14 protein-coding genes and 1 tRNA gene are annotated in these 17,769 nt (G+C 40.3%); 7 read left to right on the top strand and 8 right to left on the bottom strand.

The genetic code is table 11. From position 1 onward, the window contains the following. Nucleotide 1 precedes the first annotated feature (1 nt). The 3 genes from AB3G73_RS21755 to AB3G73_RS21745 are packed head-to-tail and all read left to right on the top strand — an operon-like array spanning nucleotide 2 to nucleotide 1,982. A complete protein-coding gene (locus AB3G73_RS21755) occupies nucleotides 2-688 on the top strand; it encodes a hypothetical protein (RefSeq protein WP_148366477.1) in 687 nt (228 codons plus the stop codon). Next, the gene (locus AB3G73_RS21750) at nucleotides 688-1,458 is read left to right on the top strand and encodes a DUF3822 family protein (RefSeq protein ID WP_367745591.1); all 771 of its coding nucleotides are present in this window, start codon (nucleotides 688-690) and stop codon (nucleotides 1,456-1,458) included. Before AB3G73_RS21755 ends, AB3G73_RS21750 begins: the two co-directional genes overlap by 1 nt. Beyond that, nucleotides 1,449-1,982 (top strand): RsmD family RNA methyltransferase, encoded by a 534-nt coding sequence (locus AB3G73_RS21745; protein WP_099146476.1) that lies wholly within the window; start codon nucleotides 1,449-1,451, stop codon nucleotides 1,980-1,982. Before AB3G73_RS21750 ends, AB3G73_RS21745 begins: the two co-directional genes overlap by 10 nt. A gap of 24 nt (nucleotides 1,983-2,006) precedes the next feature. Here the strand turns inward: AB3G73_RS21745 and cls are convergent, their stop codons facing one another. From cls to AB3G73_RS21730, 3 genes are all read right to left on the bottom strand, one after another. Next, nucleotides 2,007-3,446, bottom strand: a complete 1,440-nt coding sequence (cls, locus tag AB3G73_RS21740) for a cardiolipin synthase (RefSeq protein ID WP_099146475.1) — start codon at nucleotides 3,444-3,446, stop codon at nucleotides 2,007-2,009. Nucleotides 3,447-3,578: 132 nt separating this feature from the next. Beyond that, entirely contained in the window at nucleotides 3,579-6,503 is a 2,925-nt protein-coding gene (locus AB3G73_RS21735; RefSeq protein WP_099146474.1) for a TonB-dependent receptor, read from the bottom strand. Between the two features lie 83 nt (nucleotides 6,504-6,586). Next, nucleotides 6,587-6,991, bottom strand: a complete 405-nt coding sequence (locus AB3G73_RS21730; RefSeq protein ID WP_099146493.1) for a hypothetical protein — start codon at nucleotides 6,989-6,991, stop codon at nucleotides 6,587-6,589. Nucleotides 6,992-7,070: 79 nt separating this feature from the next. Here AB3G73_RS21730 and aroB point away from each other — a divergent pair, with 79 nt between their 5' ends. Next, a complete protein-coding gene (gene aroB, locus AB3G73_RS21725) occupies nucleotides 7,071-8,132 on the top strand; it encodes a 3-dehydroquinate synthase (RefSeq protein ID WP_148366480.1) in 1,062 nt (353 codons plus the stop codon). 106 nt (nucleotides 8,133-8,238) lie between these two features. Here the strand turns inward: aroB and AB3G73_RS21720 are convergent, their stop codons facing one another. Then, nucleotides 8,239-9,108 carry an AraC family transcriptional regulator gene (locus tag AB3G73_RS21720; RefSeq protein WP_167511842.1) on the bottom strand — a complete coding sequence of 290 codons (870 nt, stop codon included), beginning with the start codon at nucleotides 9,106-9,108 and terminating at the stop codon, nucleotides 8,239-8,241. Between the two features lie 462 nt (nucleotides 9,109-9,570). Between AB3G73_RS21720 and AB3G73_RS21715 the strand changes: the two genes are divergently transcribed. From AB3G73_RS21715 to AB3G73_RS21705, 3 genes are all read left to right on the top strand, one after another. Continuing rightward, a tRNA-Pro gene (locus AB3G73_RS21715) sits at nucleotides 9,571-9,645 on the top strand. A gap of 57 nt (nucleotides 9,646-9,702) precedes the next feature. Beyond that, entirely contained in the window at nucleotides 9,703-10,923 is a 1,221-nt protein-coding gene (locus tag AB3G73_RS21710; protein ID WP_217721364.1) for an S-adenosylmethionine:tRNA ribosyltransferase-isomerase, read from the top strand. A 49-nt stretch (nucleotides 10,924-10,972) separates the two neighbouring features. Next, nucleotides 10,973-11,491 carry an NUDIX domain-containing protein gene (locus tag AB3G73_RS21705; RefSeq protein ID WP_367745590.1) on the top strand — a complete coding sequence of 173 codons (519 nt, stop codon included), beginning with the start codon at nucleotides 10,973-10,975 and terminating at the stop codon, nucleotides 11,489-11,491. Here AB3G73_RS21705 and AB3G73_RS21700 read toward each other — a convergent pair. The 4 genes from AB3G73_RS21700 to AB3G73_RS21685 form a co-directional block, all read right to left on the bottom strand. Continuing rightward, on the bottom strand, nucleotides 11,469-12,011 hold the full coding sequence (locus AB3G73_RS21700) for a glutathione peroxidase (protein ID WP_148366483.1): 543 nt from the start codon (nucleotides 12,009-12,011) through the stop codon (nucleotides 11,469-11,471). The genes AB3G73_RS21705 and AB3G73_RS21700 overlap by 23 nt on opposite strands. A gap of 59 nt (nucleotides 12,012-12,070) precedes the next feature. Then, nucleotides 12,071-14,017: a glycoside hydrolase family 97 protein gene (locus AB3G73_RS21695; RefSeq protein ID WP_259022204.1), complete on the bottom strand. Its 1,947-nt coding sequence runs from the start codon at nucleotides 14,015-14,017 to the stop codon at nucleotides 12,071-12,073. Between the two features lie 587 nt (nucleotides 14,018-14,604). Next, nucleotides 14,605-16,959 (bottom strand): GH92 family glycosyl hydrolase, encoded by a 2,355-nt coding sequence (locus AB3G73_RS21690; protein WP_258979477.1) that lies wholly within the window; start codon nucleotides 16,957-16,959, stop codon nucleotides 14,605-14,607. Between the two features lie 14 nt (nucleotides 16,960-16,973). Next, on the bottom strand, nucleotides 16,974-17,768 hold the full coding sequence (locus AB3G73_RS21685) for a basic secretory family protein (protein WP_367745589.1): 795 nt from the start codon (nucleotides 17,766-17,768) through the stop codon (nucleotides 16,974-16,976). Nucleotide 17,769 lies beyond the last annotated feature (1 nt).

The raw sequence follows: 17,769 nt of genomic DNA, 5'->3' as shown, positions 1-17,769 counted from the left end.
CATGAAAACAGTATTTAATATTGTATTGGTGCTTTGTGCTGCTGCACTGATTTACATCTGCTACACCAGCATTATGGGTCCTATCAATTTTGAAAACGCTAAAAAAGACAGAGAAAAAGCAGTCATTGCCCGTTTGATCGACATCCGTAAGGCACAGCAGGAATACCGTACGCTGCACCGCGGAATGTATACAGACAAATTTGACACATTGATTGACTTCGTTAAAAATCAAAAATTGCCGTTCGTTATGAAGATGGGAATGTTGACCGACAAACAATTGGAAGACGGACTGACTGAAAAGAAAGCTATGGCTATCATCGAAAAAGCAAAGAAGACAGGCAAATATGATGAAGTTAAGAAATGGGGACTTGAAAACTTCAAACGTGACACTATGTGGGTAGCTGTTATGGATACTATTTTCCCGAAAGGATTCAACCCGGATTCTATGAGATACATCCCTTACGGAGGTGGTGCTCAATTCGAAATGAATGTAAAAAACGATACTGCTAAATCCGGTGCTCCTGTATACTTATTTGAAGTAAAAGCTCCGTATGAAACTTATTTGAACGGACTTGACAAGCAAGAGATTATTAATTTAAAAGATGTTCAGAGCAAATTGGGTAGATACTGCGGTTTGATGGTAGGTTCTATCGATACTCCGAACAATGGTGCTGGTAACTGGGAATAATGATTGATTTTACTAAATCAAAACAATATACTTTATCCATCCGTCTTAGTACGGATGGATTTTCTTTTTCTATCTATAACCCGATTCATGACGATTCGCTTTCAATCATAGAGAAAGAGATAGACGCTTCTCTATCCCTAACAGCAAATCTAAAGGCAGTCTTCCACGAATCGGACTTCCTCAATCATCCTTACAAACGGGTAAACATTATGATGGCAAGTAAACGTTTTACAATCGTGCCATTAGACCTTTTTGAAGAGGAACAGACAGAACTTCTATTTTATCACAATCATCAGAAAAAAGAAAACGAAACGGTACTCTACAATATTCTAAGAAAGAATAATGTAGCTGTCATTTTCGGTATAGACAAAAGCGCACAGATCTTTTTGAATGAACAATATCCCGAAGCTCGCTTTTATTCTCAATCTACTCCGTTTATCGATTATTTTTCTGTAAAAAGCAGATTAGGAAACAGTAAGAAGATGTATGCTTCTGTACGCAAAGACGGTATTGACATCTATTGCTTTGAACGGGGTCATCTACTTCTGTCTAATTCTTTTGAATGCACGCATACAGAAGACCGTATTTACTATTTATTGTACGCTTGGAAGCAACTGGAATTTAATCAGGAGCGGGATGAGCTACATCTAACTGGAACACTTTCCGAGAAAGAAGTTTTAATGAGCGAACTGAAAAAGTTTATCCTACAGGTATTTATTATGAATCCTGCAACTAATATTGACATGCAAGCCTTATTAACATGCGAGTAATCAGCGGTATTTACAAACGAAGAAGATTTGACGTGCCCCGAACATTTAAAGCACGTCCTACAACAGATTTCGCCAAAGAAAATCTGTTCAATGTACTCAACAACTACATCGATTTTGAAGAAGGAGTCACAGCTCTCGACTTGTTTGCCGGAACCGGAAGTATTAGTATCGAACTGGTATCCCGCGGATGTGACCGGGTTATTAGCGTTGAGAAAGATCCTGCGCATCACTCGTTCATCTGCAAAATCATGAAAGAGGTGCAAACAGACAAGTGTCTGCCAATACGCGGAGATGTATTCAAATTTATCAAGAATGGTCGCGAACAGTTCGACTTCATCTTTGCCGATCCTCCTTATGCATTAAAAGAGTTGGAAACAATACCTGAATTAATCTTCCAAAACGATCTTCTCAAAGAGGGAGGATTATTGGTACTGGAACACGGAAAAGATAATAACTTCGAAGATAATCCACATTTCATAGAGAGAAGAGTGTATGGAAGTGTAAACTTCTCACTGTTCAGATAAGTTTTCCAATCAATCTCATCACTATTAAAGTAGCGGAGCCAATAAACGCACGATAGACTCCGCAGCTTTTTGTCTCCACGAACGTCTGACCCAATTCTTAAAAAAGATTTGTGTACTTTCTCGCTGATCCTGAAGAAATATCTCTTTCATTTCAAGGGCTGTTTCTACGTCATACATAAAGGCATTCACTTCAAAATTGTGCTCAAAGCTACGAAAGTCAACATTAGTAGACCCCACTGTGGAAAGCATGTCATCTGAAACCATGAGCTTAGAATGCAGAAAGCCCCTCTTATAAAAATAGACTTTAACACCTGCCTGCATCACATCTGCCAAATAAGAACGCGATCCAAGATGAGTAATCCAATTATCGGCACGTTCCGGTAGCATTAAGCGCACATCTACCCCGGACAATGCAGCTGTTTGCATAGCAGCTAATATTTGCTCTGTAGGCAAGAAATAAGGGGTTTGCATATAGAAATATTTTTTTGCACTGGTAATGGCAACCGTCAAGCCCTGCATGATTTCTTTCCAGGGTCCGATAGGCTCACTCGTGACAATTTGCGCTAAAGAATTTCCACAAGAATCAATCTTTGGAAAATAACGGGAAGCAGTTATCAGCGTACGGTCTACAAAATACCAATCGAGCAGAAAAGCCGTTTGCAGACCGTGCACAGCCTTCCCTTCCAGCATGATATGCGTATCACGCCAAACTCCCCAAGAAAAGCCACGCATATAGCGTTCTGCCAGATTCATTCCCCCAACAAAACCCACACGCCCGTCAATGACAACAATCTTTCTATGGTTCCGGTAATTCACTCTACTGGTAAATAAGGGAAAACGTACCTTTAAAAAGCTCCTGACCTCTATACCGGCATTACGCATTTCTTCGAAAAAGCGGTTAGGCACATGCCAGCAACCTACATCATCATAGATCACCCGCACTTCAACTCCTTGAGAAGCCTTTTCTATCAGTACGTCTCTGACCAGACGTCCAATAGCATCATCCTCAAAGATATAATATTCCATATGGATATGCTGCTTCGCTTTTTGTAGTTCGCGCAATAATGATTGGAGTTTGGTATATCCTTCGGTATAGATTGCCACACGATTTCCCTCAAATGGAAATGCCTGATTCGTTTGCTGGAAAAGTTGAATAAGACGGGAGTATTCATAGGGAACATCCGAACAATCCTGTGCCAGATATTCGGCCATTGGTTTCTTTAATAGGCGGTCATAGCTTTTTTGCCCGATGATACGCTCACGACGCTGGCTCCGGCCAAAGAAAAAATAAAAGACAAGCCCGACAATAGGTAAGAAAAGTAATATGAGTATCCATGCCATCGTTTTAACCGGATTCCGGTTGTCAAGAATGATAATGACAATCGTACCGATAATGGCTCCAAAATAAAGAATATCAAAAGCTACTGTTGCTATCTGGCTAAGCATATAGTTCCAATCAATCATAGGAATCTCCTTTCATACAGATACTGAACAACAAATATAGAGTAAATTATCGGATTAACAAAGAAGTCCCGGTGACAACATTGAATGTTGTGCCGGGACTTTCTTCGTTTTATTTGAATCTATTACGCTACTTCAGAATGGTCTGCCACCTCCATAGCCTCCACCACGTGGGCCACGCGGACCACCACCATCAAAACCACCATGACGCATATTGCCACGGGCTTCTTTATTTCCAAAAATATTCAGGCGATAAGAGAAACGAAGCATACAATAACTATTAATTCCATTATATTCGGAAACAGAACGCATATCGGCTGTCAACGAACGGCTGATATTGGATTGCTGCCGCAAAATATCATATACTTCAAAACTGATGGTTGCAGCATTGCCCTTCAGGAAGTTCTGGGCAATCTGCGCATTCCAGATAAGTTCATTCTTATTCATACTGGCATCACGATAACCACGGCGTGCGTTATTAGTTATATTGGTTGACAACGTCATACTCCAAGGTAAAGAGATATTAGTGCTTGCACCATAACCAAATGTATAAGGTTCCTGGTTATTTTCCGGACGCAGTTTGTTTCGTTCAAAGTTATAGTTAATCGAACCATTCAAGGTAAATTCAAACCAGTCGTTACGAAAAGTTCCATTCAGATTCTCTCCTAAAGTCAATGTTGTACTGGTGTTCTTGTCATTTATCTTGGTATCGTCATTGAAAAGGTAAGAAACCGCATTGGTATAGTTGGCACGAGAGAAAGAATTTATAGTGAAACGCTTATCTTTCAATGCTGTATTGAACCCAAACATACCCATCGCATTCCAGTTTCCGTTGATATTCTCCGGTTTAACTGTTACTCCACCAGTACTCTGATTGTAAGTAGTGGCATTGGTAATATTGTTTTGAGTCATATTCAAGTTTGCATGAGCCATTATGCCACGCTGTTTATCTGCATTATAAGTATTGTAGAACAAACGCATAGAATGAGAGAAGGAAGGCTTCAATCCCGGATTACCCTTACGAATGTTCAACGGATTAGAATCATCGGTTACATCCAGCAAATTTTCCATACTCGGCTGGCTTGCACGTCCCCGATAAGTAAAGCGTAACTGGCTGACTTTAGAGAATCTGTAACGAAAATCAACATTAGGAGCAAAATTGAACACATTTCTTTTTACTACAGTATCTACTTCAGCTTTCTTATAATCTAATCTGGTATTCTGCGGTTGCAGAGACACTCCAAAGTTCAATCGATATTTCTCGCGGATAATATTCAACCCTGCATTAATATCATGGTTATAGTATTTATATTGAGCATATTTACTCAAATCTCTATCCTTATTCTCTTCATATCCTTCAGGTAGACCATCACCAAAATTCCAAAACCAATCCTGTCCTTTATCTGCATCAGGAATCAAACTGTACGTACTTCTATCGCTTTCACTATACTTATATTGAAATTTATAGCGGAACTGTAAAAAAGTGGCTCTCGCAATCGGCTCACTATAAGTCAGTTCGGCAGTATAATCATAACTTTTGGTTGGAGAAGTAGTATACTGTTTACGTTCATCATCTTCTTTTTTTGCATTATCATCAAAATAACGCGTCAATGATTCACTAAACTGTTCGCTATCATTATCTCCATAACTAAATGTACCACGGAAAGTGATGTTTCGTCCCTGATTATTCAATCTACGATTCAGCTGTAAAGAAGCATTTGCAGAGAGACTCTGACCTTCTGATTCTGATTCACTGTTGCTGGCGTTGACACGAATAGCTTCTAAAGGATCATCTGTACTTCCCCAGAAAATCTTATTCAAAAACTCATTAGGATTAGACACCAAATTAAATGGATCTCCATTAAAAGTACCCGATTCGGAAATAGAATAACTGTTAGACTTTCCATAAGAAACGTTCGGACGGAAAATGATGTTTGTCAATGTATCCGGTTTCCATTCCAAACGGAAGTCGGCATTGAAGTTTGTATTTTTATTACGGCCTTTACTGTTTGAGTTGGAGTACGAATTTCCATTTTGCAGGAAACGTTCCGAGTAGTTTGTAGATGTTGCATCCCGGTCACTGAAATTATAACGGGCACTACCTCCCAGTTCCAGCTTATCAGTCTGAGTAGCAAAGTTAGCTCCAAGCATCTTGGTAGCAGTCAAACCATTGCTATTCCGGAAACGAGGGCCACCACCTCCACCTGAGAATCCTTGATCGTTCACATTATTGGCCGAACCAATTAAAGAGAATTGGCTATTATCGACAAAACGGTTCAACATCAAGTTACTTCCATAACGGTCTTCTGTACCACCAGCAACACTTGCGTTACCAAACCAACCTTGATTCATTCCTTTCTTCACTTTCAGGTCGAGAACGGTTTCTTCTTCCCCATCATCTATTCCGGTGACACGTGCCAAGTCCGATTTTTTATCGTATGTTTTCAGTTTATCAATCATGTTGACCGGCAAGTTCTTCAATCCGGTTTTCACATCACCCCCAAAGAACTCTTTACCATCTACCATAATCTTCTTTACTTCTTTACCATTGATTTTGACATTACCGTCATCATCAATCTCTGCTCCCGGAAGTTTCTTTACCAATTCTTCGAGCATCGCTCCTTCCGGAGTACGATAAGCAGCCGAATTATATTCCAGAGTATCTTCTTTTACGGTCACCTGCGGAGCTTCGGCAGTAATCACTGCTTCTTTCAGCATAACAGCATCCGGATCTAATGCAATGGTCCCCATCTTTTTATCGGTGGCATTAGCAGATAATTGTACTGGTACGAGTTTGGTACGAAACCCGATATAGGAAACTTTCAACACATATTTCCCGGCTTTTACTTTGGGGAGAGTGAACCATCCCTGATTACTACTGGCTATACCAGCGGCATAAGCGCTATCAGGCAATGATAACAATTGAACTGTAGCCTGCGCTGCAGGCTCTTTTGTGTCGGCTTCCACCACACGTCCCGAAACGGTAATTACCTTATTCTGTGCAAAAATTGAGAAGGTGCATAGCAACATCAGCACCAACCCTGCTGAAAATCTTTTCATTTACCTTATTTACGATTATATTAGTAGCAATAACAATGTCTTTTTGACAAATCGAATCGCAAAAGGTTTAATTGAAAAGAAAATTATCTTTTAAAGAATCGATCAACAAGCGCTTTTTTAAGACCAAATTCCAAACAAAGCACATTAAAAACCAAAAAGGTCAAGAAAGAGGAAGTATCAACATTAATCACATCTCCTTGCATTACACGCCACAACATACCACCAAAGACGAACAAGAATGTTAAAAAGATAGCATTACGAACAGCTGAATTACGAATCTGCTCCGTTTCCCGGCTCTCATTTTTACTGAATGCAAAGATTATCAACAAGCATCCTGCCATCATCAATAACTTTGTGCATTCTTTATAAAACAGCAAGTTATTATCGGTCACCACTCCCCGCATCACTAGAATAAAAGGGATGAACAGAGCTACCAACAAGACAACATATCCTAAAGGACGACAATATACAGGTAATAATGCTTTCATGATTGAACGTTTTAATGAGACAAAAGTAAGTAAAAAAAATATTTTATATACATTTGCAGAGTAAAAAAGCAAAAGAATCATGAGTAAACAAGAAGTTATTCTCTGCGAAAGCTTGGAAACGAGCCTCGGTCGTGCCATTGAGTTATGCCCGCATGACAAACTATTCGTCCTCACAGACGAGCATACCCAGCGTCTTTGCCTTCCTTCCTTAAAGGCATCAGGTCTACTGAAAGATGCTGTAGAAATCTGTATCGGAGCCGAAGACGTACATAAAACGATGGAAACGCTTGCCTCCGTCTGGATGGCATTAAGTACTCAAGGAGCTACCCGCCACTCTTTGCTTATCAATCTTGGAGGAGGAATGGTGACGGATCTCGGAGGTTTTGCCGCAGCCACATTTAAACGTGGTATTTCCTATATCAATATCCCCACTACTCTACTGGCTATGGTAGATGCATCAGTAGGTGGTAAAACAGGAATCAACTTCAACGGACTGAAAAATGAAATCGGTGCCTTTGCTCCGGCAAACAGTGTACTGATTGAAACAGAATTCCTGCGTACACTGGATGCATACAATTTTTTCTCCGGATATGCTGAAATGCTAAAGCATGGTTTGATTAGCAATACGGCACATTGGGTGGAATTACTCAATTTCAATACTTCTAATATTGACTATACAGCTCTCAAACAATTAGTAGGTCAATCGGTACAAGTGAAAGAAAACATCGTAGAACAGGATCCCTTTGAACATGGAATCCGCAAGGCATTAAATTTGGGACACACTGTGGGACATGCATTCGAAAGCATGGCATTGGCAGAGGAGCGCCCTGTATTGCATGGATATGCAGTAGCTTGGGGAATCGTATGCGAACTGTATCTTTCTCATCTCAAAGTAGATTTCCCGAAAGAGAAAATGAGACAAACGATCCAATTTATCAAGGACAATTATGGCGTTTTTACTTTCGATTGCAAAAAATACGACCAACTATATGCATTCATGACGCATGACAAAAAGAATACTTCAGGCACAATTAATTTCACTCTACTGAAGGATATCGGAGATATTTGCATCAATCAAACTGCCGATAAGGACACTATTTTCGAGATGCTCGACTTCTATCGTGAATGTATGGGAATTTAATCCGACACCGGAGAGATTACATAATAAAAGGGAATGAAGTAAACTTCATTCCCTTTCTCTTCCCAATCCCTATAAATAATTGACAATTGTGCGACAATTGCCCGCGCTATTGTTCTAAATTACTCATTCGATACTGCGAAAGCGACATACCTGTATGCTTTCTAAAAAAACGTCCAAGCGACGATTGATTCGCAAAGTTCGTTTTTATGGCTATTTCCTGAATATTCAGGTTTGTATTCTTCAATAAAGCCTTGATTTCTAATATGATGTATTCGACTATCCAATCTTTAGCAGATTTCCCGCTTGTTTCCTTGATTACCATAGTCAGGTATTTGGAAGTAATACACAGTTTATCTGCATAAAAAGCTACATCCTTATTCTCCTTAAAATGCTTCATGATAAGCCCAAAGAATTTATTAGCTAATTCTTCTTTACGGGTATCCCTGCGGACAGTCATCAAGGTCGATTCCTTTTGATAAGCATTGAACAGTTCCAGATACAGATACCTCAACAAATGAATAATCAGCTCCCGCCTATATATATCTTGAGAAGTAACTTTATCTTTTATCATACCCAGATAATTATACATCCGAGGAATGTCGCGTTCCGATTGCGGATACCAATAATGACTCCGCATATAGAAAAAGAAATGCGGAGAAAATCGGGGCACACCACTTAACGCATCACTAAACAGTGAAGTAGATATTACCATCGTAACGGTCGAAAAATCTTCACTTGGCTCACTAAATGAGACAAATTGTCCGGGTAATAATATAATCAATTCCTCCGGTTGTATCCAGTGTACATCCTCATGCACTGTGATTTTAGCCCTTCCACTTAAACAATAAATAATCAATGCTGATTGATTATTAGAAGGATAAGAAGTCAGAGGAAGATACTTCAGATTTTGATAAAACTTAAAATCGTCACCCAGGACGTATATCTCTAATGTCTCTCTATTTTTAATGTCTAACATTTAACACCTTTCTAAACTAAGTCTTTTTACAAATGTATAACTTCCTAATTTACCACACACCAAAATTGGAAATATAGTATCATACTAGGGAAATCAAACACCTTTTATTTGCATTAATTTATAAACAAACTCACTGATTGTTAGTTCATTTGTCATTTTCCTATTTAGTTTTATTATAGACTTCCCTACTTTTTATAGTGTTTTTAGGACAGGAAAAGGATTAATGCTTTCAAATGAAAAATAAGCAGATTGTTTTCCAATTCAAGCAAAATTAAAAAATGTACTTTTATATCACATAAGAGGCAATCAAAAGAACTACTAACTCATTGAGAAAAAGATTTGCATAGTCCCAAGAAAGACTAATAATCAGAATAATAGCTATAAATCGGCACAATTCATACTAGAAAAATCAACGGATTATTTGCTATTTAAAAATTAATCAGTACTTTTGCATCCGCAATTCGGGGTGTAGCTCAGCCCGGTTAGAGTACTCGTCTGGGGGGCGAGTGGTCGCTGGTTCGAATCCAGTCACCCCGACTGGTGAAAGAGGTTAGAAGCCGAATGGGTTCTGACCTCTTTTTATTTAAAAAAACAATGAAAGAAGATCCTAGACATATCCGCATCAGTGAATACAATTATCCTCTTCCGGATGAACGTATTGCTAAATTCCCGTTGCCTATCCGCGACCAGTCCAAACTCCTAATATATCGTCGGGGGGAAGTAAGTGAGGATATCTTCACCTCTTTACCGGAATATCTTCCGCAAGGCAGTCTGATGATATTCAATAATACGAAAGTCATTCAAGCACGTCTTCATTTCCGGAAAGAAACAGGAGCACTGATTGAAGTATTCTGCCTCGAACCGATTCAGCCGAATGATTATGTATTAAACTTCCAACAGACAGAACATGCCGCCTGGCTTTGTATGATCGGTAACCTGAAAAAATGGAAAGATGGAGAATTAAAGCGAGAAATGACAGTCAAAGGACTTACAATCACATTAACCGCCGCCAGAGGAGAATGCAGAGGAACCAGTCACTGGGTAAATTTTTCATGGGATAATCCGGAAGTGACGTTTGCCGATATTCTTGAAGTATTCGGAGAACTTCCTATCCCTCCTTACTTAAACCGGAATACGGAAGAAAGTGATAAGGAAACTTATCAGACTGTTTACTCTAAGATTAAAGGTTCGGTAGCGGCGCCTACGGCCGGTTTACATTTCACCCCGCGAGTGTTGGATGCACTACAGGAGAAAAGCATCGATCTTGAAGAGTTAACATTACATGTAGGAGCCGGAACATTCAAACCCGTAAAAAGTGAAGAGATCGAAGATCATGAAATGCATACAGAATATATATCGGTCAATCGGAGCACAATTAAAAAACTAATAGACCATGACGGTTGTGCCATTGCCGTAGGAACTACTTCTGTACGCACTCTCGAAAGCTTGTATCACATTGGAGTTATTTTAGCAGATCATCCGGACGCTACTGAAGAAGAATTGCACGTCAAACAGTGGCAGCCTTATGAAAAATACGATCAGATACCTCCGGTGGTTGCACTACAAAAGATATTGGGTTATCTCGATAGAAATGGACTCGAAGCACTCCATACCAGTACACAAATTATTATAGCTCCTGGATATCAGTACAAGATAGTGAAAGCGATGGTCACTAACTTTCATCAGCCACAAAGTACCCTGCTATTATTGGTTTCTGCTTTCGTAAAAGGAAACTGGCGTGCGATTTATGATTACGCTTTAGCACATGATTTCCGATTCCTAAGTTATGGAGATTCTTCCTTATTAATACCATAAATTTCTACACCCAATAGAATCGATCTAGTTCACTAAAAACAAAAGCACAATGTTAAGCGATAATAATCAAGAAATGTTCCCCATCGTAGACGAACAAGGAAATATCACCGGAGCAGCCACTCGTGGGGAATGTCATAGCGGCAGCAAACTACTTCATCCGGTAGTCCATCTTCATATTTTCAATACCCGTGGAGAGTTGTATCTGCAGAAACGTCCCGAATGGAAAGACATCCAACCGGGGAAATGGGATACAGCGGTAGGTGGACATATTGACTTGGGCGAAAGCGTAGAAATCGCTCTAAAGAGAGAAGTCCATGAAGAATTAGGCATCACGGACTTTACTCCTGAACTACTTACTAATTATATTTTCGAATCCGAACGTGAAAAAGAACTTGTCTTTGTTCACAAGACTGTTTACGATGGAGAAATCCATCCCAGTAAAGAACTGGACGGAGGACGATTCTGGACCATTGAAGAAATAAAAGAGAACTTAGGAAAAGGGATTTTTACTCCCAATTTCGAAAGCGAATTGCAGAAAGTCTCTCTTATTCCTTCTCTATCCAAGTAACGATTTTTTCAGAAAACGGACTTTCTTTAGGAGAGGCAAAGCCCACCCAGTTTCCATTCTCATCAATCATGAATTTCTGGAAATTCCACTGAACCGACGCATCTTCTTTACCATTCAGCTTCTTCTCTGTCAGCCATTGATAAAGAGGAGCGATTTCTTTCCCTTTGACGGAAATCTTAGCCATCATCGGAAAAGTGACACCGTAGTTCAAAGAACAAAATTGAGCTATTTCCTCATTACTTCCAGGTTCTTGCCCCATAAAGTTATTTGCCGGAAAACCGATTATTACAAAGTCTTTATCTTTATATTTCTCATATAATTTCTCCAGTTGAGCATACTGTGGCGTCAGTCCGCACTTGGAAGCCACGTTGACCACAAGCACTTTCTTACCTTTCAATGAAGAAAGAGAAAATTCTTTGCCATCAATCGTTTTCACTGCAAAATCATAAAAAGACTTGTTCTGCGCTTCCAAAGAAACGGCAAACAACAGACTTACCATCATCAAGACGAATGTTTTCATGGTGAATATACATTTAGTTTGTTTTTATAATAAACGAACCAATGTGAAGAAATGTTCTGTTATTCTATGATAGCTGCAAAACCTCCGTTTCTAACCATCTTAACGGTCAACAGCTCTCCGACTTTCACCTGCGATGACTTACAACGATAATCCATCGCCTGACGTCCTGCATTGATGCCATCTTCGAAAGATGTCATCTGATAAGAACGGCCTTTATTCAAAAAATCCAGCTTGATGGTAAATTCACGTTCTTTTTCACCATTGTTGGCGATTCCTCCTATGAACCACTTATCACCTTTACGTTTCGCTACAATTACGTATTCACCGGCTTTAGCTTCCAGTGCCACTGTCTCATCCCAAGTTACAGGAACTTGTGTAATGAAGCGGGTACAATCTTCATTGCGATAATAAAGAGTCGGATTGTCCGCCAACATCTGCAGAGCGCTTTCGAAAACCACAAACAATGCCAACTGATAAGCACGTGTTCCGATACTGGCAGCATTAGGGCGCTCTGCTCTATATACATTAGGCTGCATACTAATCATTGCTCCGGGAGTATAATCCATCGGACCAACTGCATTACGTATAAACGGTAAATACAGACTGTTATCCGGATAGCATCCTCCCATTTGTTCCATACCACGCACTCCTTCATAAGAAAGGACATTCGGATATTTATATTCTAATCCAGCCGGTTTAAAAGAACCATGAAAATCAACAAACAAGTGATATTTAGCAGCTTCACGAGCTACCCGTTCGTAATAGTTGACCATCCACTGGTCACTTCTATCCATAAAATCAATCTTAAGTCCTTTCACTCCCCATTCATTGAAAGTTTTGAATAGATCAAAATTATTTTCCACAGTCAACCATGTCAGCCAAAGCACAATCCCTACATTCCTTTCTTTGCCATAACGAATCAGTTCATGCAAATCTACTTTAGGATTCGGCGTATAAGGGTCACGAGTACTTTCGGCCCAGCCTTCATCCATAATAATATAAGGAATATCGAATTTGGAAGCAAAGTCGATGTAATACTTATAAGTCGCCAGATTATAGCCAGCAACAAAATTCACATCGGGCCCGTAAGGAGAGGCGTCATTCCACCATTCCCAACTTACTTGTCCCGGCTTTATCCATGAAACGTCTTGAAGCTGATTTTTTTCGGCAAGTCGATAAGTCATTGTATTTTCAATCAGCTGCTTATCATTCCTACTTATCACAAAGTAACGCCAAGGATAATTTCTCGTACCTTTTGTCTTGGCAATATAATCAGCTTCCTCTGTGATTTTCACACTACGATCACCACTTTCCGTAAAAGCAAGCGGAGTCTTAGGAAAAGTAGAGATCAGTCCATTTTCACCTGTTCCTTTGAGAAACATACATGGATAATCGGTCAGGTCCGATTCACTGATTAATATCTTATAATCTTTCTTTGTGTCAATCAAAGCGGGCAGAACAGCCATTTTATCTTCCGGCTTCCATGTGTTACTCCAAATATGTGTATAAGGTTCTTCATAAGCTGTTTTGAAACCTCCCGGTTGTTGCAAGTGAAGCAGATAATCCGACGGGAAGTTGATAGCAAATTCTTCACTCATTACCTCAACATCACCTTTTTGCGAGGTAAGGAACCGATAAGCAACTCCATCGTCAAAGGCACGGAACTCTACTGAATAATCTTTGAAAGTCAGTAGCAATTGATTATAACGATTATTGATTTTCGAATATTTCAAGGGCACAACAGGAGTTAAATACTCGTCGATACTCATACGCTTCTGACGACGCAACTTAGGATTCTGCCCCAACACTTGATTCTTCAGAGTCAACTGAATAGAGTTATCTTTCAATAATACTTCTCCGTTGTAATCTATACTGTAATAGATTTTATCCGAAAGATTAAATAGTACTTTTATTTCTCCATTGGGAGATACTAACTCGAATTTGTTCTGGGAATGAAGTAGTGATGCCAAGCACAGGAACATCAATAGCAATAAATACTTTCTCATTGTTTCTATTTTATGTTATACCGTAATTTGAAAGACTTTATACAAAGATAAAGATTCTGTTTAAAGTCCGTATTAAAACCTCACTGTTTTTCTTGGAAAAGATAACGATGAAGCTACTGCCTCATTCTGACACTGCACGTTTATAATTCAACCTACCACTCCTTACCAAATCCAACTTTATGTCATTATTTACATCATACTTCAAATAAGAAAGAAATTCTCCGTTATAATCTATATATTACATAGGTTACAACGGAGAATTCCAATATACCAGAACCTCACTTAGCATTAATTTAAAGGACTAGGCAATACTCCTTCAAAGGTCATCTTCACCATATTATAATGTACCCAACTACCATGATACATATAATATGCCCGTCATCATCTTTGAATGCAAACTAATCAACAGGTCGAGCTGCATGGGCTATCTTATCAATTAGAAATTCACCTAAAGCATCCTTAAAACGGGCTTGCAAGACGATTTAATATAACTACGCCAATCCCCTGCTTCACCATTATTCTGAACATCATTTACTCTGAAAAATACAACTTCTTCAAGGCCGGCATATCAACTAAAAAAAACAGGATTACCACTCTTTTTTCTTTTCTGAAAGATTTACCTGATATTTCATTGTCTTTCCCGGTAACGACAAAGAAGGAGCTACCGCTTCATCTGATACGGCACGCTTATAGTTCGGTTTACTGCTCATGATAAAACGCAGTTTCACGCCATCACGTATATCCGCATACTTCAAATAGGATTTGTCATATTTCTTACCATTAACATATAATTCCTTCACATACACATTCTTCGGCGACCAATTATCTGCTGTCATTTCAATCACCTTTCCATTACTCATCTGAACGGATATACCCTTAACACAAGGTGAACCTATATTATAGACATTACTTGACGGAGCAACCGGATAAAAGCCCAAACAATTGAACATATACCAAGCAGACATCTGACCGCAATCATCATTTCCACTCAAGGCATCCGGCGTATCGCCATAGAAACGATCAACAATGGTACGAATCCATTTCTGACATTTCCAAGGTTCTTTCAGATAGTTATAAAGATAAGCCACATGATGACAGGGCTCATTTCCATGCCAATAAGCACCGATACGTCCCTGAATGTCATGAGCACCCGGAATATCATCCGGTAATTCCACCGTGAACAATTCATCCAGACGATTACGGAACCACTCCTCACCGGCTTCATTTATATACCCTTGTACATCTTGTGGGACATACCAAGTATATTGGACCGTAAAACCTTCCGTTATATCTCCCCAGCCATGCACAGAACCGGGCCCCTGATAAGCAACGGGAGTAAACGGAGTACGCCAGCCACCCTTACTGTCACGTCCGCGCATATACTTCGTTTCGGGATCGATCAGAGTCTGATAAGACAATGCCCGATTCAGGAAATATCGGTAATCACCTTCCTTACCTAACTTCTTGGCTGCCTGTGCGATGCAATAATCATCATAAGCATATTCCAACGTCTTGGAAACGGATTCCGCTTCCTTATCGAAAGGCACATATCCCATTGCACGATATTCCGGCAGACAATCGTAATTCGGATTCATCGCCGTAGTCTTCATCGCTTCGTAAGCACGTTCATAATCGAAGCCTTTGACCTCTTTCACGATCATGTCCGCCAAAACGGAGACTGCATGGTAACCAATCATACACCAGGTTTCATTTCCATAGAACGACCAAATAGGAAGCATCTTCTCTACGCTCTTGTCATAATGTGCCAACATCGAATTGGCAATATTGGCATTTACATCCTGCTGCACAAGGTTGAACCAAGGATGCAAGGCACGATAAGTATCCCAAAGAGAAAATACAGTATAGTTGGTGAAGCCTTCCGCTTTCTCTATATTCTTGTCTAGTCCGCGGAACTGCCCGTCTGAATCCTGAAAGATGAACGGATGCAAAGCCGCATGGTAAGCCGACGTATAGAAAGTTCTTTTCGTTTTAAGATCGGCAGTAAGGGTATATTTCCCTAGTTCCTTTTCCCACAGAGCTTCACCTCTGGCTTTCAGATCATCGAAAGTCAGTCCGGAAAGTTCTTCTATATTATTCTTCGCACCATTCGTGCTGACTGACGAGATGGCAGTTTTCACAATCACCTCCTCTCCAGCTTTTGTTTCAAAAGAGATGCAGGCCATCAGATTCTTGCCCCAAGTCTCGTAGCAGCTACGGAAACGGGAAGTGTTATAAATCACCGGCTTCTTATCTTGCATAAAACGCAGTCCGGTCAACTTTTTAGAAAAAGTAGCCGTAAAATAGACATGGCGTTCCGGTCCCCAGCCCTTCACCAGTTTATAGCCGGTGATGGTAGAGTCGTTCTCCATGCGCAGATTCGCCCATTCACAAGATTGCCATAAAGTATGATTCATGTCAATCATGATAAAAGACTTGTCTGATTGAGGGTAAGTAAAGCGGAACATACCGCTACGCACGCCTGATGTCATTTCAGCCTTCACTCCATAGTCTGTCAATTCTACCGCATAATAATTGGGGGATGCCCACTCCCTTTCATGTGAATAATGGGAACGGTATCCTTTTTCCGGATTCTCACGAGTACCCGGTTCTAGTTTCATTTCCCCGGTTCCCGGAATGAACAGGAAATCTCCTAAGTCAGGTATGCCAGTCCCACTCAAATGAGTCAAGCTGAACCCTAATAATGTGGAGTGATTGTATTTGTAACCGGAAGCGGCATCATAGAATTTGCTGTCTGTATCCGGACTCATCTGGATTCCTCCGAAAGGAATCTGTGCACCCGGATAGACATTCCCATAACCGTCCGTCCCCACAAATGGATTCACATAATCAATCAGCTTTTCGGTTTGAGCCATGCCCGGCAAAGCACTCACCAGGCATAGCCAGACCAAAAACAATCCTCTTTTACCCATTACACTCACCATATTTATACTCTTTATTATGCCTGTATATCACCTACGGCAATCTGATATTCGCGCCACAACTCGTCTATGTTATATTCATCTCCCAAGATATGCTTGATAGCTCCATCGAACGACCAAGGAATTACCTCCAATGTACTCCGGTTAAACTTACGCAGGAACTCAGGGTCTTTGTTGTCACGCAACCACACGAAGAAATAACCCGCCGTACGATATCCATCCATATAATTTCCACCTTTCGGACGGGCATTCGGTCCGTCAAATCCTCCATTGGCAATCCGCACGGCGTCTGCCATTCCCTCGATAAATGCCCAGAACACACGATTAGTTCCGTAAGAGCCAATTCCCTGTGGTTCCAGCTGATATGCGTGCGTCAATTCATGCAAAAGTACCCCGCGTGTTTCAAAAAATAACTTAGCTGTATCATTCGCTGCAAAAGATTTCTCAATGTGACGTGTACTGTAGAAGATTGTCACATCGCCATTACCACCGCCTTTGGCTGAAACGCCGTCAACATCTTCCAATGTATAATGTATCTTGTATACAGTTGGAATACTATCTTCAGGCGAGTTGTAAAGAGTAGCCAATACAGTACGTGCCTGTTCCTTGATGTATGATTCAGCATCGGGAATGATCCGGTGGTAAATGTCCGATCCCAGCGTTTCCGGTGCTTTGTCCTCAAACAATATAGCACCCGTATTGTACTCCTTCCATACGTCAGGATTATCCTCCACTTGTTTTTGCGCACTTGCAGCACAAGCCCCCATACCTACCAGCAGGCAGGCTGCATAGATTAAATGTCTCTTTTTCATA

The sequence above is a fragment of the Bacteroides sp. L008 genome (assembly GCF_040812255.1).
Classification (GTDB): domain Bacteria; phylum Bacteroidota; class Bacteroidia; order Bacteroidales; family Bacteroidaceae; genus Bacteroides; species Bacteroides vicugnae.
This window is presented reverse-complemented; position numbering and strand designations above follow the sequence as displayed.